The organism is Psychrobacter sp. DAB_AL43B (assembly GCF_900168255.1).
In the GTDB taxonomy this organism is placed as follows: domain Bacteria; phylum Pseudomonadota; class Gammaproteobacteria; order Pseudomonadales; family Moraxellaceae; genus Psychrobacter.
In genome coordinates this window covers 1,335,921-1,352,899 of record NZ_LT799838.1, presented here as the reverse complement: position 1 = coordinate 1,352,899, position 16,979 = coordinate 1,335,921, and the positions used below count along the sequence as shown (strand labels likewise).

Below are 16,979 nucleotides of genomic sequence, written 5' to 3'. Positions count from 1 at the left end.
TCCTATATTACATTCTCAACTTCAAAAGTGACTTTGTATTCTAAAAGAATAATAAACGCCTTTTAGGCTATAAAATCAGTCACTTTTTGCAGAACTATCTCAGACTTCATAATTTTCCTGTGCCCAAGATTTTGCGTGGCAAAAAACTCCCCGTTGATTAGCTTATCTTCATACCTGCGCCCCTGTAAAAACGGTACTTCCAAATCATTCTCGTCATGCACGATTAGTACAAATTGATCTACATTACCTATCCTTGATGCCATGTCTATTTCTGAAAAAGTTAACTGAACTTCTTGCTCTGTTTGTTTCATAAAGTGCCCTAACACTTTACCGCGTAAACCAATAAGAGCAGCAAATGATTCAACACTATGCTGAAAATTTGATGGTCCAGCTATCGAAATAATTTTCTCAACTTTTAGGCCTTCAATAGCAGCATACACTGCTGCACCGCCACCCATCGAGTGACCTATGATAGCCTTTAGAGGACCGAAATATTTTTGGGCTTCAAAAATGGCCTTGATGAATTTGTTTGGATTGCTTCTAGTTTCCTGGCTATCGCCGTGAGCTGGAGCATTAATAGCAATTAACATATATTTAGTGGATAAAAAAGGTAAAAAAACAGACATCTGACTGGCTCTGCCTTCCCAGCCATGCATGAGCAAAATCGGCTCACCTTGACCCCATACTAAACAATTAATGCCGCTATCCAATACCACTGTTCGCGCTGTATCCTGCGCAGTTATCTCCCAAGGCTTCTGCGCATATTTTCTTGGCGTAAAAAATATACTCTGTGCCTTTTTTGCAGCCATTTCAGGTGCCACATAACCCAGTATATTTATATAACTTTTTAACAAGATAAAACTCAAGTTATTCATATGGCATCGGAACCTTCTGTATTTGGTATCTTTAAGATACTATACTATTTATTTGGTATCTTCAAGATACTAATTTAATGAATTTAAATAAAAATTAGAATAGTTAATCTCTCTTGACCATAAAAGGGTTAGAGCATGCCATAATGGTTTTTTACAAAAATCTATATCAGGCTATTATGACTAGAACATCATTTAACGAAATTAATTGTAGCTTAGCAAGAACAGTCGATATCATTGGTGACAAGTGGTCTCTACTTATTATTCGTGATGCCTTTTTTGGGGTACAGCGGTTTTCTGAATTTGAAGATAGATTGGGAATAGCCAAAACAGTATTATCCAATCGTTTAAATATTCTTGTAGAGAATGAGATATTAAAAAAGGTATCAACCAATCCAGAAGTAGATCGATTTATATATAAGCTGACGCCAAGAGGAAGAGATTTGCTTGTGACTGTTGTCTCTCTAGTCCAGTGGGGTGATAAATGGGTTTTTGGAGAAGGGCAAGAGCCGATAGAGATTTGGGATAAAGAAGAGCTAGCATCAATTCAGCAGTTAGGTCTACAAGCACGCTCAGGTAAAATTTTGGAAGCGCGCGATGTGGTGTTTAAACCAGGCCCTGGAGCCACTAGCGAAATGATATCAATGTTTGAAGATTATTATTTACAAAAATCGCAGGATGAAAGCTAACGTAATAATAATCTCATTTTTGAGTATTTATATTCACACGATTTTCACGCTTGATTCTTTTTTCTGAAGGATTGATAAGAAAAGTGGCATAATAACTCTCATGGTACTCAGCTCTAAGCTTTGGCTGCCCAGCATCAGTGATGCCTTGAGCATAAAAAGCGTCATCTTTTTTCTTTTTCATCGACACGGAAACACCAACGATTGGCAAGGCTGCTATTGGGTTTTCGCACTTCAAAGATAGTTAAATAACTATGCCTATGAGCAGCTGGCGTGTTCCGAACGCCATATCTTTTTATAAATTTTTGCGATATTGCACTATATCAGTTTGAGTTGCTAAGGTGTCATAGAAAGCCCGAGCTGGCGTATTACCTTCCTGAGTCACCCAATAAACACGGTTACACCCTTTATCACTAGCAACGTTATAAACGTGCTCAATAAGTTTACGACCTACGCTTTGATCACGAATGGCATCATCAACGTATAAGTCCTCCAAATAACAGCATTCAGTAGTGTTCCACGTATTAGGGTGTAGTACTACATGTGTGATACCTATTAACCTATTGTCACTCCATGCCCCAAACCCATAAATAGCTACATTTTCTTCAAGTAAACTCTGCCATGTCTGTTCAATCGTGCTTATTGGTAAAGTAGTCTCATAAAAATTTAGATACCTTTGCTATGAAGTTAACCAAGCCTTGAAATCTATATCTGATAAATCAATCATTTGAATGGGCGTATTATTTTTCATATTTGTCTCCATTTGGAAATTTTCAAATACTTGATATGTTATCCAACATAACTGCTAACCATGCGTTGTTATCTTCGATATATTTATTACCATGCTCTATTATCTCAGCAGGTGATTGGACAGATTTAGGATAATTATTAAGTTCGTTTTGGATTTCATCACGCCCATGCTCTACCATTTTGATCATACTCTCTTGGCTCACTTCAAAGTGACACTGCCAGCCGATAACAAAAGATCCAAGTTCTTTATGCAGCGGTGTTTGGTAAATAAACCCTTGGTTAGCCCACGCATCTGATGTTGCAATAGCAGTTGCTGCCTTCGGACAGTCAAAACCATCACCATGCCAATGGAATACAGTGAACGCTTGCTTGGGTAGCTTTTGTAGTAAAGGATGACTCTTTCCTTCTTCTGTCAATTCAATAGGTAACCAGCCTATCTCTTTGACGCCAGAAGGCTTAACAATAGCACCCAAACAATGCGCAATGAGCTGCGCCCCTAAACATATACCAATGACGTTCTTGCCATTATCAATACTTTGTCTAATGAAATACTTTTCATCGGCTAACCAAACAAACTCTTGTTGATCGTGAATACTCATCGGTCCACCCATGACTATGAGCCAATCAAAACTTTCTTGCTCTGGTAATGAGTCCTCATTATAAAATCGAGTATAGGTGATGGTATGCCCGTGATTATTTGCCCATTGTTCAATAAAACCAAGGTCTTCAAAATCAACATGAAGTAATGCATGAATACGTAGAGTCATAAAACACCTTTTATTGGTCATTTAAATTGATGAAGACTAAAATTTTGATATTATACAGCGATTAAAAGGCTGTGTATGACCTAGAAGAAATACAAAGATTATGATTACTCCATTTAACCTATAAGCACGAACTATCATAAGGGTAAAAATAATGAGCTTACGAGATAAAAAACCGGCTTTGCTAGTTATTGATGTTCAAAAAGGCTTCGAAGATGAAGCCTATTGGGGTGGTAATCGTAATAATAAAAATGCTGAAAAGATTTGCGGAGAGATACTACAGAAATGGCGAGAGCATAAGTTGCCTGTTTTTCATGTACGTCATAGCTCACTTAATCCTAATTCTCGATTGCATCCTACCCATTCAGGATTTGAGTTCAGCGAATATGCCCTGCCTAATAAAGATGAGACCGTGATTACCAAACAGGTGAATAGCGCCTTCATTGGTACCGATTTAAAACAACAATTAGATAATCAAAATATATCAACGGTAGTCATTATTGGATTGACGACCAACCACTGTATTTCTACTAGTACTCGTATGTCAGGTAACTATGGCTATGAGACTTATTTGATAGCTGATGCTACTGCCACATTTGATAGAGTAGGTATCAACGGTGAAAAGTATGAAGCAGAGCTTATGCATCAGACTACGCTGGCAAGCTTAAATGAGGAGTTTGCTAGGGTCATTACTACTAAGGCTTTATTGCAAGCTCTTTAAGCAAAAACCTTAAAAAACTCAGCATCTAATTCCAATGACTCCTGGCCCGTTTGTGCTGCAACAATAATACCTTCCCCAAATACGAACAGAGTGTCAGATTTCTGCTTAGCATTTTCCGCACCTACCTGTTCAAACTTAGCAAGTAGCCATTGTCTGACTTCAGTTTTATGCTGTTTGGCTATTTGATGCGGGGAAGATTGGGTATCTGAATACTCTGCGCAAGCATTGATAAACATACAACCATAAAAATCCTCTGATGACGTCCAGTCTTTTAGGAAGGTTAAGTAGCACCTTGCAATACCTGGCACATCTTTAAGCTCAAAAATATCGAAGTAATCTTTTAGCTGACCCATAAACATCTGATGACGATATTTAAGCACCTCCTCAATAAGTCCCTCTTTATTACCAAAATGAGCGTACAAAGTCCGCTTAGTAGTCCCTGCTCTCTTTGCTAAAAGCTCCACTCCACTGTCGTGAAAGCCTTGCTTATAAAAGAGCTCATAGCTTTTTCGTAAAATAGTGTCTCGTAATTGCATTGGCTAAATCTCCTCTTCTTTTCGTTCCTATTATTTTATTCAATAAAAAACTATTATTTTTATATACCGTTCGGTATACTTACATAATATACTGACCAGTATACCAACAGCAATACTTTTAAATTGTTTATTTATCATAGGAGTCAGCATGCATTCATTTTTTAATTGGTACAAATTAAATGGTCAAGTCAGTCCATGCCCAAAAAGATTGCCGTTATCGATGATACTAGTGGCTTGGCTCGGCGGAACCCTCGCAACGGCAACGCTTGCTATGCTAGGAAGCTCGGTAGAATTAATAATGATACTGGGATCATTTGGTGCTAGTTGTTTATTGATATTTGCGTATCCTGCCAGCCCTTTTGCGCAGCCAAGAAACGTCATAGGCGGACATGTTATTGCGACTTTTACAGGACTGGTATTTATGATGTTATTTGGCATTCACTGGTGGAGTATGGCAAGCGCTGTAGGCACCGCCATTGCGCTAATGCTGGTATTTAGAATGCCGCACCCGCCTGCGGGGTCCAACCCTTTGATAGTCATGCTGGGTGCGGTGAATTGGGGGTTTTTGATAACACCTACCCTGCTCGGTTCTATTATTTTGGTCATGGTAGCGCTTATTTATAACAATTTAGGTAAGGATAAGCAGTATCCAACGTATTGGTGGTAGAAGACTACCTTTAATGGAAAACGAGTGTTTGTATTCAATTATCTAAATACTTCTCTAACCAAGCCAAAAACTCATCGTTAGTTGTCGATACATTGAGTCGCAGATATGTCGAAGTACGAACATCTGGGTAAAACAGTTGCCCTGGCGCGACTAGCCAGCCGTCTTTATACGCATCCAATGCTAACGGTCCGGTATCCTGCCCTGTGTCTACCCAAACAAAAAGACCTGCTTGTGTATGCTCAGGATAAATAAGCCCAATCCTTGGCAATAATTTACGCAGTCTTTCGTGCGCAGCATATATAAGCTGCTGAACCTTTTTAATTTGCCGGCGATACTCACCATGCGTCCATAATCTATGGATAACTCGCTCACCAAATTCTGGGGTGTTCAAATTACTCAAAGTTTTGATCCTCAGCATATCATCAACGAATTTATCGGGACTTACCAGCATACCGACGCGCCAACCAGACGACATCGACTTTGAAAACCCTGTTGCATAGAACACTCGTTCAAACTGATCTAGACTTGCGTAGCGTAGTGTCTGATTATTCGGTACAAAGGCGGCATATAAATCATCTTCGAATATATAAGCATCGTATTCATGAATCAAATTAATGACCTGATGCGCGCGGGCAGGATGTAGATTATAGGATGTTGGGTTGTGCAGCACGCTATTAGTGAGATAGAGCTTAGGACGGTGCGCCGCGAATAGCTTTTGCATTTGCTCAATATTAGGTCCTTGATAATCACGCTCAATCGCTATTACATTTAGGCCTTGTTGTTGTAGGCAGCTTGATAACCAATACCAACCTGGCCCATCGACTAAGACGGTATCGCCAGCTTGGGTAAGCAGCTGTGCGGCCATCGTGACCGCTTGTGAGACACCCGCTGTGGTAATAACATTATCAGTAGAGGTTTGCATACCTTGAGTACTTAAGTGTTGCACCAGCTGCTGACGTAGCGGCAAATAACCTTGAACATTACCATAATCATAGATAAAGCTATCGGCTTGCTGGGTTACCTGCCGTATTGCCCATTCCATCTTATCATTACGTACCCAGTCTCTCGGTAATGTTCCCACCCCTGGTGAGCGATAGTGCGGGATATCACTAAAAACTTGCTGCACCAGCCAGCGCGTATCTATTACTGGGTACTTAATGACCGCTCTTTTATCATCATTCGGCTGAGCTAATTTTGCTTGCGTATTGACATAATAGCCTGAGCTGGGCTTAGCGATTAATACGTTAGTAGCAACCAGCTGCTCATAAGCTTGTACCACCGTAAAGCTTGATATGTCTAATAGTTTTGCTAATTTTCGCACCGATGGCACGCGCTGATTGGGCAAATAAATCTGCCAGTCAATACGCTGCTGGAGCCATTCAGTAACAGCAGCAGTTTTGGTCAAGTTGGGATTGAGAGTATAAGTTTCGACCATAATGAATGCGCTTCTTTTCTTGTCTAATTATAAATAGGCAAATAAGTAAATTGTAATGTTAGGAGCAACTATACACTTTGTTCACCACTCGTGAAACTGTAGCGGGTCTGTTATGGGTATTTAAATTATAGTTGAGTTCATCAACAACTTAAAACCATAAGGACAATATACAAATGGGGTCAACCGTAAGCTTTGAAGGCAGTATAACGGCATTAGCTATTTTTATGCTGGTCAATTCTATCACGCCAGGTCCCAATAACTTGATGCTACTGCATGGCAGTATTAAACGTGGATTTTGGGCATGTCGCTGGCACATGCTTGGGATTACTCTCGGCGTCACGATTATGCTTTGGCTGAGCTATTGGGGGATGGCGGCGTTAGTCGTTAGTTTCCCTGCCGTTATGTTGATTATAAAAGTGTTGGGCACACTATATCTGTTATGGCTCACCTATCAAATGGCTAAGACCAACTTTACCGCTATCATTAATGAGGCGCTACTACAGGAACGACAACGTCAACAAGCTGGTGAGAGTGTTATTGAGGTAAAAAAAAGCTTCGGTGAATTGCCTTTAAGTTTTGGACAAGCGCTACTGTTTCAATGGCTCAATCCCAAAGCATGGACGATGACCGTAGTCGCTCCTAGTCTAGCGATGTTTAATGCTGGCAGGCCTTGGTTAGATAACTATTCATTACTCGCGATGAGTGCAGTCATTAATATCTTATCCATCAGCTGTTGGGCGGCTGGTGGTCACTGGCTACGTAAATTGGTGCATTTACCGCGAGTAATGCGGGTAATTCATGCGGTGATTGTACTTATGACGCTATATTGTGCTCTAACGCTTTGGCTATAGATAATAATTGCTTAACGCTTAAAATTCGACTTTAGATAGAGACTATATGCAAACCAATAAAAAACTACCCAACCATGTCTATTTTTTATTAATTGGCCAAAGTATTAATTTAACAACCGCGGTGCTATCGGTAACGGTAGCCGCTTTAGTCGGGTTATCTTTAGCACCAACAGTGAGCTATGCCACTATTCCTTATGGATTGCAATTTTTAGCCATTCTAGTCAGCACCGTTTTATTCTCAAAACTCATGAAAAAATTCGGTAGATATCGTATTTTTAACGCAGGTATTGGGTTTTTATTTTTGTCAGGCATTATTGGATTTTTATCTTTAATAGATAATAACTTTTTGTATTTATGCCTAAGTCACTTTTTACTAGGGCTTTTTATCTCAACCGCTAACTTTTATAGATTTGCCGCTACAGATACTATAAGTAGTGAGCTTATTCCCAAAGCCACGTCAATGGTCATCTCAGGTGGTGTGTTTGCTGCGATAGTCGCGCCATTATTGGCTATCAATTTAGCCAAAGCGTCAGACTTACCTAATTATTCGCTCATTTATCTAGCTTTGTCAGCGCTTGCCATTATTTTATTTGTCATTATTTATTTTTGGAATAGAGCAAACGTTCGTCACGGTAAAAGCAGTCTAAAAACAAAAGCGGTACCCTTAAACACGACAGAGGTTAGAAAATACATCATTGTCATCGGTATATTAGGCGGTGCTCTAGGCTACTACATCATGAACCTTATGATGATAGCGTCGTCACTATTTTTAAAGCAAAGCCATTCTTTTGATTATGCATCTTACGCGATCCAAATGCATGTACTTGCCATGTTTTTGCCCTCATTTTTTGTGGCAAAGATTATCAATCTCGTCAATAGCATTAACACAATCATACTTGGCTTTGTTTTGATCTCCATCTCTTGTTTATTGCCTATTATTTTTGTTGACACTATTTTTATTAATATCGCTTTAGTTATTTTAGGCATTGGCTGGAATTTTACTTATTCAGGAGGATCAACGCTGCTAAGTAATATTCAAGGGGAGCGAAGGCTGAGATTTCAAGGAATTAATGAAACCGTCATTGCTTTTTTTGCAACCTTAGGCGCTTTTCTTCCTGCGCCTATACTGAGCTATTTTGGCTGGATAAATACCAACTTAGTATTCTTTATATTTTCTATTTCGATATCGGCTCTATTTATCCTATTTGTATTTGCCTTCAAAAAAAGAGGCTATTAATAGAGTGATAATTAATTAGCTTCATGGCTCGTGTAGTGCTTTGAATTTAAAAGTATTTTTTCAGGACACTTAATCTTTAGAATAACAACCTTAGGATAATGTATGAACCCAATCTACATCGCCTTAGCAGTACTAGTTGCCTTTATTTGGGGTGTGAACTTTACCTTTATTGCATGGGCGCTCGAAAGCTTTCCACCACTAATGCTCACCGCCATGCGATTTTTCTTTACCGCTGTGCCACTGGTTTTATTTCTTAAGCCGCCCAAGTTTAACCGTACGCTATTTATCTATGCTATTGGTACGTTTGTCATGCAATATGCGTTTGTATTTACCGCCATGCATTTGGGTGCCTCGGCAGGATTAACAGCACTATTGCTACAAGTTCAGATATTTATCACGGTATTACTGGCGTATGTCATCTTAGGTGAGGCAGTAAATCTCATGCAGATCGTCGGTATGTTAGTTGGTATGCTAGGTCTTGGCGTCATCGCGCTAAACCTTGGCGGTGATATGCCTTTGATTGGGTTCTTTTGTATCTTGATTGCAGCAATTGGTTGGAGTTTTGGCAACATTGCCTCGAAGCAAGTATCAATGCAAGCAATGGCACAGACGATGCAGCAAGGCACTAGCCTGCATACTGGTTCACTTACTAACAGCAAGAATAAAGCATCAGCACTGTCTGCGTTGGCACTGGTGGCATGGGGCGGTTTGATCGCTTGTGTAATTTTGACCCTATCGTCTCTTATATTTGAGAGCGCTGCATGGCAGGTGGCGACGTTTACGCAAGCATCAATTAAGTCTTGGCTGTCGCTTGGATTTATCGTGTACATCTCAACGCTGATTGGCTTTGGACTGTGGGCACACTTGCTCGCGCAAAATACGGCCTCAAAAGTTACGCCATTTGCCTTGCTGGTGCCCGTATTCGGTATGGCGACCTCAGTGCTGCTTATGGGGGAAGTCGTGACGTGGTGGAAGATGCTGGCTATGCTGTTTATTCTATCAGGGTTGGTATTAGCTAATGTGAAGATTAGTGGCGGTAAAAAACTTATTCATTCGTAGAATCAAACGACTGGTTTTTGCACTATTACGCAAATTTATCAACGCTTTTAACTTATATCAAACTCCATACGTCTGGCAGTTGTTTGCATGGTTTGACTATCTATTAACTTCTCCACACAGTACAGGCTAGCGTGAATACCTGCACTTATTCCTGCTGAGGTGACAAGATTAGTCGTCTTATCGCTAGCATCGACAAAACGGGTGTTAGCGATAACTTCAATATTAGGATAGGATGCTAAATTTTCCAAATCCATCCAATGGGTAGTTGCAGACTTGCCAGCCAGCAATCCAGCCTTAGCTAATAGCAAAGCGCCCGTACAAACTGAAAGCGTTAACTCGGTAAGCTTTACTTGAGAGATAATCCAATCGGTAACCACTGGATTGTTTATCTCAACCTTCTCAGCACCGTAACCACCCGGAATCACTAAAATATTGATATTAGGCTGATTTGCAAAGCTGTAATCAGGAATAACGGTTAAACCATTTCTAGCATATATTGGCGCTTGCTGCTCGGCAATGGTAATGACGTTAAAGTGCTTATGACCTTTATCGCTCTCCGCTAGAGAGAACACTTCAAAAGGTCCTGCAAAGTCTAGTACTTCAACGTCGTTGAATAATAATATCCCAACGGTTCGCGTTGATATCATAGTTTTATCTCAAGTTGGTTTTATTGAATGAAATATCGCTCATTCATACCCTTATAATCAAGCTTAATCTTCATTTACCTTTTCAACTAACATTGCCATCTTGTCAGCTTCAAACGTTCCAAGCTCTTTCAAACCTGCGACAACCCCTACTCTATTCTCAACCGTTTTATTTTGACTCAGCTTAAACTGCGCTTGAACATCGGTGATATCGACACGAATACCAACGATGGCGCGACACATCGCCTGAATGTACTCTACAGGCGCATCATCAAGTGACCAAGGATGTGGTTGGCTAGCTTCAAAATCGATCGTCTGCTTCGATAAGATGTCAACAAGTGCTTCAGGCGCAGTTAATAGGCTGACATTGCCCGTGATATGTACGCTACGATAATTCCATGTCGGTACTTCTTTATGGGTCACTGCTTTGCTAGGATACCAATTAGGGCTAATGTAGTGCCCAGCATCTTGAAAGATAACCAGCCACGGCGCAGCAAGATTGGCACTGTTATTTAGCGCATTTACCTTAGCAATATGACCATATAGGCAACCAAACTCACTACCATCATCTTGCCAGTACATGGGAATATGACAAGCTTCCAGTCCGTTGCCCGTTTGTGCAATGACCGTCACTAACGGTTTTTCTTTAATAAACGCTTGTATGGTCTCAAAACTGTCTTCTTTAAAAGCTTTAGGGGTAAACATCATGTCTCCAAATCGTTGTGTTATATATATGGAGTAATAGTACGACTTCACCACCTAAGAATACCGATGCATTTTTTAAAATTACCAACAAAGTGTATAGTTAGATAGCCCTTGACAGCTATGGGCACACTTTCTTAATTCTAATAATAAGCCCACTACTTTATGAACGACACTCTCACTCTTAATCCTAATATCAGTAAAACCGCTGCTGTGATCGAATGGATTCAGCAGCGAATTGATAGTCAAGTCTACAAACCCTACCAGAGAGTGCCTTCTATACGTAAACTAGCTACAATTTTGGGTGTTTCGAGCTTTACCGTGACCCAAGCTTATGAGCAACTAGTCGCTACGAATGTGTTAATGGCTAAGCCGAATTCCGGCTATTACGTATTACCTCAATCGAATCAGAATAGAAGTATAGAGATTTTAGATAAAAAAGCCGTGGTCGATACTAGCTGGCTAGTACAGCAAATGTTGAACGATGTTCCTAATCACCGAGCACCAGGATCAGGTGAGCTGCCCGTGGAGTGGGTTAAGAATGATAGGATGCAATGGGCGGTCAGGCAGGTTAACCAAGATATCGATAGCTTTATCTATAACTACGGTGAGATTCAAGGTTATTTACCTCTTCGCGAGCAATTAGTCCAGTATTTAGGTTTGCTAGGTATTCATACTAGTACCGATAATATTATCACTACAACAGGGGTTTCGCAGGCTATTTTGACAGTTACTCAACTATTATTAAACGTAGGTGATACGGTCGTAGTAGATAATCCTGGTTGGTATTGGACGTCAAGTACCTTACAACAGCAAGGCTATCAGGTGGTATCAAAGGCTATCAGGTGGTATCAGTTGAACGTGACTACCAAGGCCCGAACATTGAACAAATGAGACAGATTTTAGAAAAATATCGTCCCAAGTTATACATTACTAACAGCGTACTTCATAATCCAACATCCTATAATTTGCAACCTGCCCGCGCCCATCAAGTCTTAAACTTAATGCATGAATACGATGTTTGTATTTTTGAGGATGATTTATACGCCGCATTTTTACCTGATGAAAAGCCGCTTAGGTACGCTAATATAGACCAGTTTGAGCGCGTATTTTATGCTACTGGTTTTTCAAAATCGATGGCATCAGGCTGGCGCGTGGGCATGTTAGTGAGTCCTGATAGGTTTATCAATCAGATAATTAAGCTTAAAACCCTTAGCAATATGACCTCACCAGAGTTTGGCGAGCGCGTGGTTCATCGGCTATGGACGCAAGGAGAATACCGTCGTCAGCTCAAGAAAGTACATCAGAAACTCTATATCGCTCATCAAGATATGCGAGATGCACTATCTAAAATAGATATAAATTACCCTGAACATACCAATCAAGGTATTTTTGCTTGGATAGATACAGGAGTGGATTCTGGAAAACTTGCCCTAGAAGCTTATAAAGACGGCTGGCTTGTTGCCCCTGGTCAGTTGTTTAATCCAAATGCTCAGTCTTCAACTTATTTAAGGTTAAATGTGGCGACGACGAGTCATGAGTTTCTGAAATGGTTGGGTGAATATATCAGTTCACTATCTATATAATTTCTAGGCCACAGTCAGAATTTTTATAGGTTTTACCTAAATTAGGTAAAACCAGCTATCTGTAGAGGTGTTGTTAAATTTCACTCCTCATATATTTTGATTAAAAAACGGAGACAACCATGAACAATAGTAGTAATTTTAAGATAGCAAAAGAGTTAAAGGATAAAGATCTTTGTAAAGTACGTACAGTAACTACATTCATCAATTTAAATACGGACATGACAACATGGCATGCTGCACTAGAAGAGGCTATCAAGCACTGTGAAAAAATAGTTGCAGGTCTAGGCAATGAAGGCTATAGCGTGCAATCCATTCGTATAGTAACCAATCCATTCGGCAAGTATTTGGATATCTCAAACGTGTCAGCTGCTGCCACTGGATTGGCTACCATCACTGATATTTTAGCGACGCTCAATAAAGGTAAAAATGGTCTGCGAGTTCGCTTTGCCATAGGAGAAGCTAAGACAGCGCATGAGATTAGCCTTTTGCCTGAGCTTATCGCTAAATATGGCGATTTGTGCAACGCTTGTGTGAATGTCACCGCTAATGAGATCGGTGTTTTAGATAATGCATTGATTGAACAATGTGCTCTAGCGATACAGAATATTTCTAAGCTCACACCTAGGGGTGAAGGTAATTTTAACTTTACGGTAAATTTTAACTGTGATGAATTTATTCCTTATTTTCCAGCGAGCTATCATAGCGGTAAGACTGATAAAGGCTTTGTTGTTGGTCTTGAAACGCCTGATTTATTGGTAAAAACCTTACAGCATGTTCGTGAGAAGTCCGGCTTTAACTCTGCTACTTATCAGCAACGTCAGCGCCTTGCCTTTGATGCTTTGAGCGTAGCGTTACAGCATCATATTGATAATATAGATAGTTGCGTGAAGCGACTTGACGCAGCATCAGGCTGGACTTATCTAGGTATGGATACCTCGCCTGCACCCTCTAAAGAATGTCATTCGATGGTTGACGTTTACAAACTGCTTGGCGTTCCTTATTTTGGCGCTTCAGGTACGGTTGAGGTATCGGCTTTATTAACGAAAGTTTTTAAAACCGTAACAGGTGTTGATATCATCGGATTTTCAGGATTGATGTTGGCGGTTACTGAGGATAAGGGATTAGCGCAAGCCACCATTGATAATGAGTTTGACATACCTATGTTATTAACCAATAGCGCTGTCTGCGGCATTGGTCTTGATACGGTTCCTATTCCGGGGGATACGCCTATCGATAAACTATGTGCCTTGATGCGAGATACGGGCACTATGGCTTATCGATTAAATAAACCTTTGACGGTCAGAGTGTTTCCGGTACCAGAGCTTAGGGCTGGTGATATGACTCAATTTGAGAGTAGCGATTTATGTAATTGCGCTGTATTAGCTGTGCCTTAATTTTAAGCACTAGTAGTTATAAATAGTAGTCTTTGAAGTAACTAGAGTTTACAGATACTATAAAGGTTAAACGCTAGATTCCGCTATTTTCAACCTTATAGTAGCTTTTGCAATTTTACTTATCAGGACACTTTATGACTGACCCACACACGCCTATCTTTTGGCGCGATTCTAGAATGCCACATATAGAGCTGCGTAAAATCACGGATGGTCGCAAGGTTTGTTATGATCTTCATAGTCATACCCACTGGTCTTTAGGCGGGATAACGCAAGGCATAAGCACCTTTATTTATCGTGATGATAGCTACCATGTCAGACAAGGCCATTTGGTACTGATGAATCCAGACTGGCCGCATGCCTGTAACCCTATCGAAAACCAGCCTTGGGCTTATCTCATGCTCTATGTCGATACCGCGTGGCTAACGCAGCTGCGCTATGATGAAGGTTTATTACAACGACCGCGCTGGCAAGATATCGCCAATGCGGTTATTACCGATAAGCACCTGTATCAAGGCTACTGTACAATGGCAGCGATCCTTTTGGACGATACCCGAGAGCTACTTGATAAGCAAACGCAAGTGATTGAATACTTATCTACTCTTATGCATACACTTGATAATCAAAAATTAGTACTTGATAGACAGACGCCCGCAGCATTGAATAAATTAGCCATTTACTTAAATGAGCACTGCACTGAGGAATTATCGCTTGATGAATTATGTACATTGAGTGGCTATAGTCCCAGTTATCTTATTCGAAGCTTTAGGCAGCACTTTGGCATGACGCCCCATGCTTATATTGTCAATAAACGCATTCAATACGGTCAGCAACAACTGAAAAAAGGGATATCTATTATCGATACTGCTTTAAATGCCGGGTTTGCTGATCAAGCGCACTTTCAGCGTACTTTTAAACGTTTAGTAGCAGCCACACCCAACCAATATCGCAAATCCTCAACCAAGCACTAACAATACACAACTGCCTGCAAGCAACACGGCTAACACTCGATTGATAGTCCTCAATGTTTTAGGCTGCTGAACCTTTTGGCGCATAAAAGCACCAGCATAAACCCAACAACTTAAAGACAGCCAGCATATAGGTAGATATAGCCCAGCAAACAACAAAACCTGAGCAAGCTCTCCATTATTGGTATAAGCACCGATACTAGCGGCAGAAGCAATCCATGCTTTTGGATTGAGCCATTGCATTAAAAATCCGGTAAAAAACCCAGGTACTTTTGTTATGGCTTCTGCGTCTATCTTGCCATCATCACGCGCTAAGCGGTAACTCAGATATAACAAAAAAGCGATACCTGCCCACGTCAGCCATTTTTCAAAATTTGGAAAAGTGACTAGCAAAGCACTAAGACCGTAACCTATAGCTAAAAATAAGATAACGAAACCAAGTGTGGCACCAGTAATAAAAATTAAGCCTTTAGATAAAGGATAGCGTGCACCACTACTCAAACCAACGATATTCACAGGGCCAGGAGAAATAGAAGCTACTAAGGCGAAGGCAGACATCGGTAAAATTAAGGATAGGCTCATAACCATTACTCGAATAAAATAACGATTTTGCCTGAGAACTATTATGAAATATTGAAGAAAATTACTTAAGAAATACCCTATCAGTAAATGGCGTGCTAGTTACCGTTCATACCTATCTTATCAAAGCGAAGGTTTACTTTATGACTCCTGAATTTTGGAAAAACGCATGGCAAAAGAGCCAAACTAATTTCACTCAGAAAAAACCAAACCCCATGTTAATAAATCATCTCAAAGCAATTAACACACCTAAAAATAGTCGTGCTTTTGTGCGGATCGTAATGGCTTTATCGATAAGAATATTTCAAACAACATTATTTATGTGTACTTTTTTTAACTGAAATTATCTCGAATTCTAAACTTTTAAAAGTCATATTTATACTCTATATTTTTCCATATCAGGTCGAACATGACAAAAATAATTGAATCGTTAATACAAGCAAAAGCTGCTCAAGCACACCCACTATTGAAAAGAATATATACTAAAACAGATCCGTATAAGCAATGTGCTCATGAGCTTCAAGAGGATATAGAAAGACTGGAAAGTGATCACTTAGCATTATTATCCGCTAAATACGCGTCCATTACTGGTCGGCATCCATCAGAATACAAAACCCGTTTAATTAACTGCGACAATGGCAATATTGCATTATGCGGTATTCGCTTTCGTGGTATGGATATCTCCCAACCATTTGTCACTGTAACGGCTACGCTAAAACCACTCAGTATAAATAGTATTAATGTATTGGTAGATAATATCTCAAAGGCATTTGAGGGCTTTAAGCCTCAATATGTTCAATTCTATATTCCAAGTTATTTAGACATTGATCCTGCAAACTTTTCCTCAGCCCATTGGGACAATCGTATACTAGCAACTTCCCTAGACACGCTAACTGAAAACGCAGTACAAGATATAGCCTGTCCTGCTCATACCAAATGTGAGCTAGTATCTGCAAACTCTCTTACGTTTTATAACCAATATGAAATGGCATATAACAAGTTGCTTGATGAATTCCCCCAACATGCTGTGATGATGGAATTAAAGCCGATAGAGGATATGAGAACTTGGGTGGCTCAGGGCTTCGTTAATCTGTTATGTGTCAACGATAAGTTAGCAGGCGTGATAATAGTAGAGCCTGATAATAGCTTAGGAATGACAGGCTTTTATATTATTGAAAACATTATATTTTCTGAATATAGAGAACAGGGTTTAGGGAAATGGATGCAACAGGCTATGATATATCAGTTGGTTAATAATCAAAGTAGACAATCAAAAAGACAGAAAACTGATATGTTGTTTGGAACGATTCATTTTAATAATACCTCAGCTATTCAGTGTGCAAAAAGCATCGGGCGTGGTGATATCGGAGGATATTTGTGGGTGGCAACAGGTATCGAATAGGATGGTGGCAGGCTTCCTTTTTATTGCATTTAACGGTTTATATAACTCACTTTAATAGAACTAGACAAAAGGCATATAAAATAATTATGCATTAAACTACTTTAGTAAGCTTAATACCATCCATAGTAA

General features: G+C 40.0%; 21 protein-coding genes. 12 read left to right on the top strand and 9 right to left on the bottom strand.

Annotated features, from left to right (window positions below; genetic code table 11):
* Window positions 1-62 precede the first annotated feature (62 nt).
* On the bottom strand, window positions 63-875 hold the full coding sequence (locus tag DABAL43B_RS05890; RefSeq protein ID WP_079691509.1) for an alpha/beta fold hydrolase: 813 nt from the start codon (window positions 873-875) through the stop codon (window positions 63-65).
* Between the two features lie 176 nt (window positions 876-1,051).
* Here DABAL43B_RS05890 and DABAL43B_RS05885 point away from each other — a divergent pair, with 176 nt between their 5' ends.
* A complete protein-coding gene (locus tag DABAL43B_RS05885; protein ID WP_171996330.1) occupies window positions 1,052-1,561 on the top strand; it encodes a winged helix-turn-helix transcriptional regulator in 510 nt (169 codons plus the stop codon).
* Between the two features lie 13 nt (window positions 1,562-1,574).
* On the opposite strand, the gene DABAL43B_RS14215 is transcribed toward DABAL43B_RS05885, so the two are convergent.
* The 3 genes from DABAL43B_RS14215 to DABAL43B_RS05875 all read right to left on the bottom strand — a co-directional run bounded on the left by DABAL43B_RS14215 (window position 1,575) and on the right by DABAL43B_RS05875 (window position 3,075).
* Window positions 1,575-1,742 (bottom strand): hypothetical protein, encoded by a 168-nt coding sequence (locus DABAL43B_RS14215; RefSeq protein ID WP_171996329.1) that lies wholly within the window; start codon window positions 1,740-1,742, stop codon window positions 1,575-1,577.
* A gap of 111 nt (window positions 1,743-1,853) precedes the next feature.
* Window positions 1,854-2,192 carry a GNAT family N-acetyltransferase gene (locus DABAL43B_RS05880; protein ID WP_227516772.1) on the bottom strand — a complete coding sequence of 113 codons (339 nt, stop codon included), beginning with the start codon at window positions 2,190-2,192 and terminating at the stop codon, window positions 1,854-1,856.
* A 139-nt stretch (window positions 2,193-2,331) separates the two neighbouring features.
* Window positions 2,332-3,075 carry a type 1 glutamine amidotransferase gene (locus DABAL43B_RS05875; RefSeq protein ID WP_079691507.1) on the bottom strand — a complete coding sequence of 248 codons (744 nt, stop codon included), beginning with the start codon at window positions 3,073-3,075 and terminating at the stop codon, window positions 2,332-2,334.
* A 151-nt stretch (window positions 3,076-3,226) separates the two neighbouring features.
* Between DABAL43B_RS05875 and DABAL43B_RS05870 the strand changes: the two genes are divergently transcribed.
* Window positions 3,227-3,793, top strand: coding sequence for a cysteine hydrolase family protein (locus DABAL43B_RS05870; protein WP_079691506.1), 567 nt, complete (start codon window positions 3,227-3,229; stop codon window positions 3,791-3,793).
* Here DABAL43B_RS05870 and DABAL43B_RS05865 read toward each other — a convergent pair.
* A complete protein-coding gene (locus tag DABAL43B_RS05865; RefSeq protein ID WP_079691505.1) occupies window positions 3,790-4,329 on the bottom strand; it encodes a TetR/AcrR family transcriptional regulator in 540 nt (179 codons plus the stop codon). The two genes, DABAL43B_RS05870 and DABAL43B_RS05865, sit on opposite strands and share 4 nt — an antisense overlap.
* A 148-nt stretch (window positions 4,330-4,477) precedes the next feature.
* On the opposite strand from DABAL43B_RS05865, the gene DABAL43B_RS05860 reads away from it, so the two are divergent.
* Window positions 4,478-4,996 carry an HPP family protein gene (locus DABAL43B_RS05860; protein WP_079691504.1) on the top strand — a complete coding sequence of 173 codons (519 nt, stop codon included), beginning with the start codon at window positions 4,478-4,480 and terminating at the stop codon, window positions 4,994-4,996.
* A gap of 34 nt (window positions 4,997-5,030) precedes the next feature.
* On the opposite strand, the gene DABAL43B_RS05855 is transcribed toward DABAL43B_RS05860, so the two are convergent.
* On the bottom strand, window positions 5,031-6,431 hold the full coding sequence (locus DABAL43B_RS05855; protein WP_079691503.1) for a PLP-dependent aminotransferase family protein: 1,401 nt from the start codon (window positions 6,429-6,431) through the stop codon (window positions 5,031-5,033).
* 173 nt (window positions 6,432-6,604) lie between these two features.
* Between DABAL43B_RS05855 and DABAL43B_RS05850 the strand changes: the two genes are divergently transcribed.
* The 3 genes from DABAL43B_RS05850 to DABAL43B_RS05840 all read left to right on the top strand — a co-directional run bounded on the left by DABAL43B_RS05850 (window position 6,605) and on the right by DABAL43B_RS05840 (window position 9,578).
* Complete coding sequence (locus tag DABAL43B_RS05850) at window positions 6,605-7,282, top strand: LysE family translocator (RefSeq protein WP_079691502.1); 678 nt, start codon at window positions 6,605-6,607, stop codon at window positions 7,280-7,282.
* A gap of 46 nt (window positions 7,283-7,328) precedes the next feature.
* Complete coding sequence (locus tag DABAL43B_RS05845) at window positions 7,329-8,519, top strand: MFS transporter (RefSeq protein ID WP_079691501.1); 1,191 nt, start codon at window positions 7,329-7,331, stop codon at window positions 8,517-8,519.
* 102 nt (window positions 8,520-8,621) lie between these two features.
* Window positions 8,622-9,578: an EamA family transporter gene (locus DABAL43B_RS05840; protein WP_079691500.1), complete on the top strand. Its 957-nt coding sequence runs from the start codon at window positions 8,622-8,624 to the stop codon at window positions 9,576-9,578.
* Window positions 9,579-9,625: 47 nt separating this feature from the next.
* On the opposite strand, the gene DABAL43B_RS05835 is transcribed toward DABAL43B_RS05840, so the two are convergent.
* Window positions 9,626-10,225 carry a DJ-1/PfpI family protein gene (locus tag DABAL43B_RS05835; RefSeq protein WP_079691499.1) on the bottom strand — a complete coding sequence of 200 codons (600 nt, stop codon included), beginning with the start codon at window positions 10,223-10,225 and terminating at the stop codon, window positions 9,626-9,628.
* Between the two features lie 63 nt (window positions 10,226-10,288).
* On the bottom strand, window positions 10,289-10,930 hold the full coding sequence (locus DABAL43B_RS05830; RefSeq protein WP_079691498.1) for an FMN-binding negative transcriptional regulator: 642 nt from the start codon (window positions 10,928-10,930) through the stop codon (window positions 10,289-10,291).
* Window positions 10,931-11,089: 159 nt separating this feature from the next.
* Here DABAL43B_RS05830 and DABAL43B_RS14480 point away from each other — a divergent pair, with 159 nt between their 5' ends.
* The 4 genes from DABAL43B_RS14480 (at window position 11,090) to DABAL43B_RS05815 (ending at window position 14,872) form a co-directional block, all read left to right on the top strand.
* On the top strand, window positions 11,090-11,818 hold the full coding sequence (locus DABAL43B_RS14480) for an aminotransferase class I/II-fold pyridoxal phosphate-dependent enzyme (protein WP_264753837.1): 729 nt from the start codon (window positions 11,090-11,092) through the stop codon (window positions 11,816-11,818).
* Complete coding sequence (locus DABAL43B_RS14475; protein WP_264753836.1) at window positions 11,770-12,510, top strand: aminotransferase class I/II-fold pyridoxal phosphate-dependent enzyme; 741 nt, start codon at window positions 11,770-11,772, stop codon at window positions 12,508-12,510. The genes DABAL43B_RS14480 and DABAL43B_RS14475 overlap by 49 nt, the downstream gene beginning before the upstream one ends.
* Window positions 12,511-12,629: 119 nt before the next feature.
* Window positions 12,630-13,904, top strand: a complete 1,275-nt coding sequence (locus tag DABAL43B_RS05820; protein ID WP_079691497.1) for a DUF711 family protein — start codon at window positions 12,630-12,632, stop codon at window positions 13,902-13,904.
* Window positions 13,905-14,038: 134 nt separating this feature from the next.
* Window positions 14,039-14,872, top strand: coding sequence for an AraC family transcriptional regulator (locus DABAL43B_RS05815; RefSeq protein ID WP_079691496.1), 834 nt, complete (start codon window positions 14,039-14,041; stop codon window positions 14,870-14,872).
* Here DABAL43B_RS05815 and DABAL43B_RS05810 read toward each other — a convergent pair.
* The gene (locus DABAL43B_RS05810; protein ID WP_079691495.1) at window positions 14,858-15,451 is read right to left on the bottom strand and encodes a LysE family translocator; all 594 of its coding nucleotides are present in this window, start codon (window positions 15,449-15,451) and stop codon (window positions 14,858-14,860) included. The genes DABAL43B_RS05815 and DABAL43B_RS05810 overlap by 15 nt on opposite strands.
* A gap of 140 nt (window positions 15,452-15,591) precedes the next feature.
* Here DABAL43B_RS05810 and DABAL43B_RS05805 point away from each other — a divergent pair, with 140 nt between their 5' ends.
* Together DABAL43B_RS05805 and DABAL43B_RS05800 are read left to right on the top strand one after the other, a co-directional pair.
* Window positions 15,592-15,789 carry a hypothetical protein gene (locus tag DABAL43B_RS05805; protein WP_079691494.1) on the top strand — a complete coding sequence of 66 codons (198 nt, stop codon included), beginning with the start codon at window positions 15,592-15,594 and terminating at the stop codon, window positions 15,787-15,789.
* Window positions 15,790-15,857: 68 nt separating this feature from the next.
* Window positions 15,858-16,850 (top strand): hypothetical protein, encoded by a 993-nt coding sequence (locus DABAL43B_RS05800; RefSeq protein ID WP_079691493.1) that lies wholly within the window; start codon window positions 15,858-15,860, stop codon window positions 16,848-16,850.
* Window positions 16,851-16,979 lie beyond the last annotated feature (129 nt).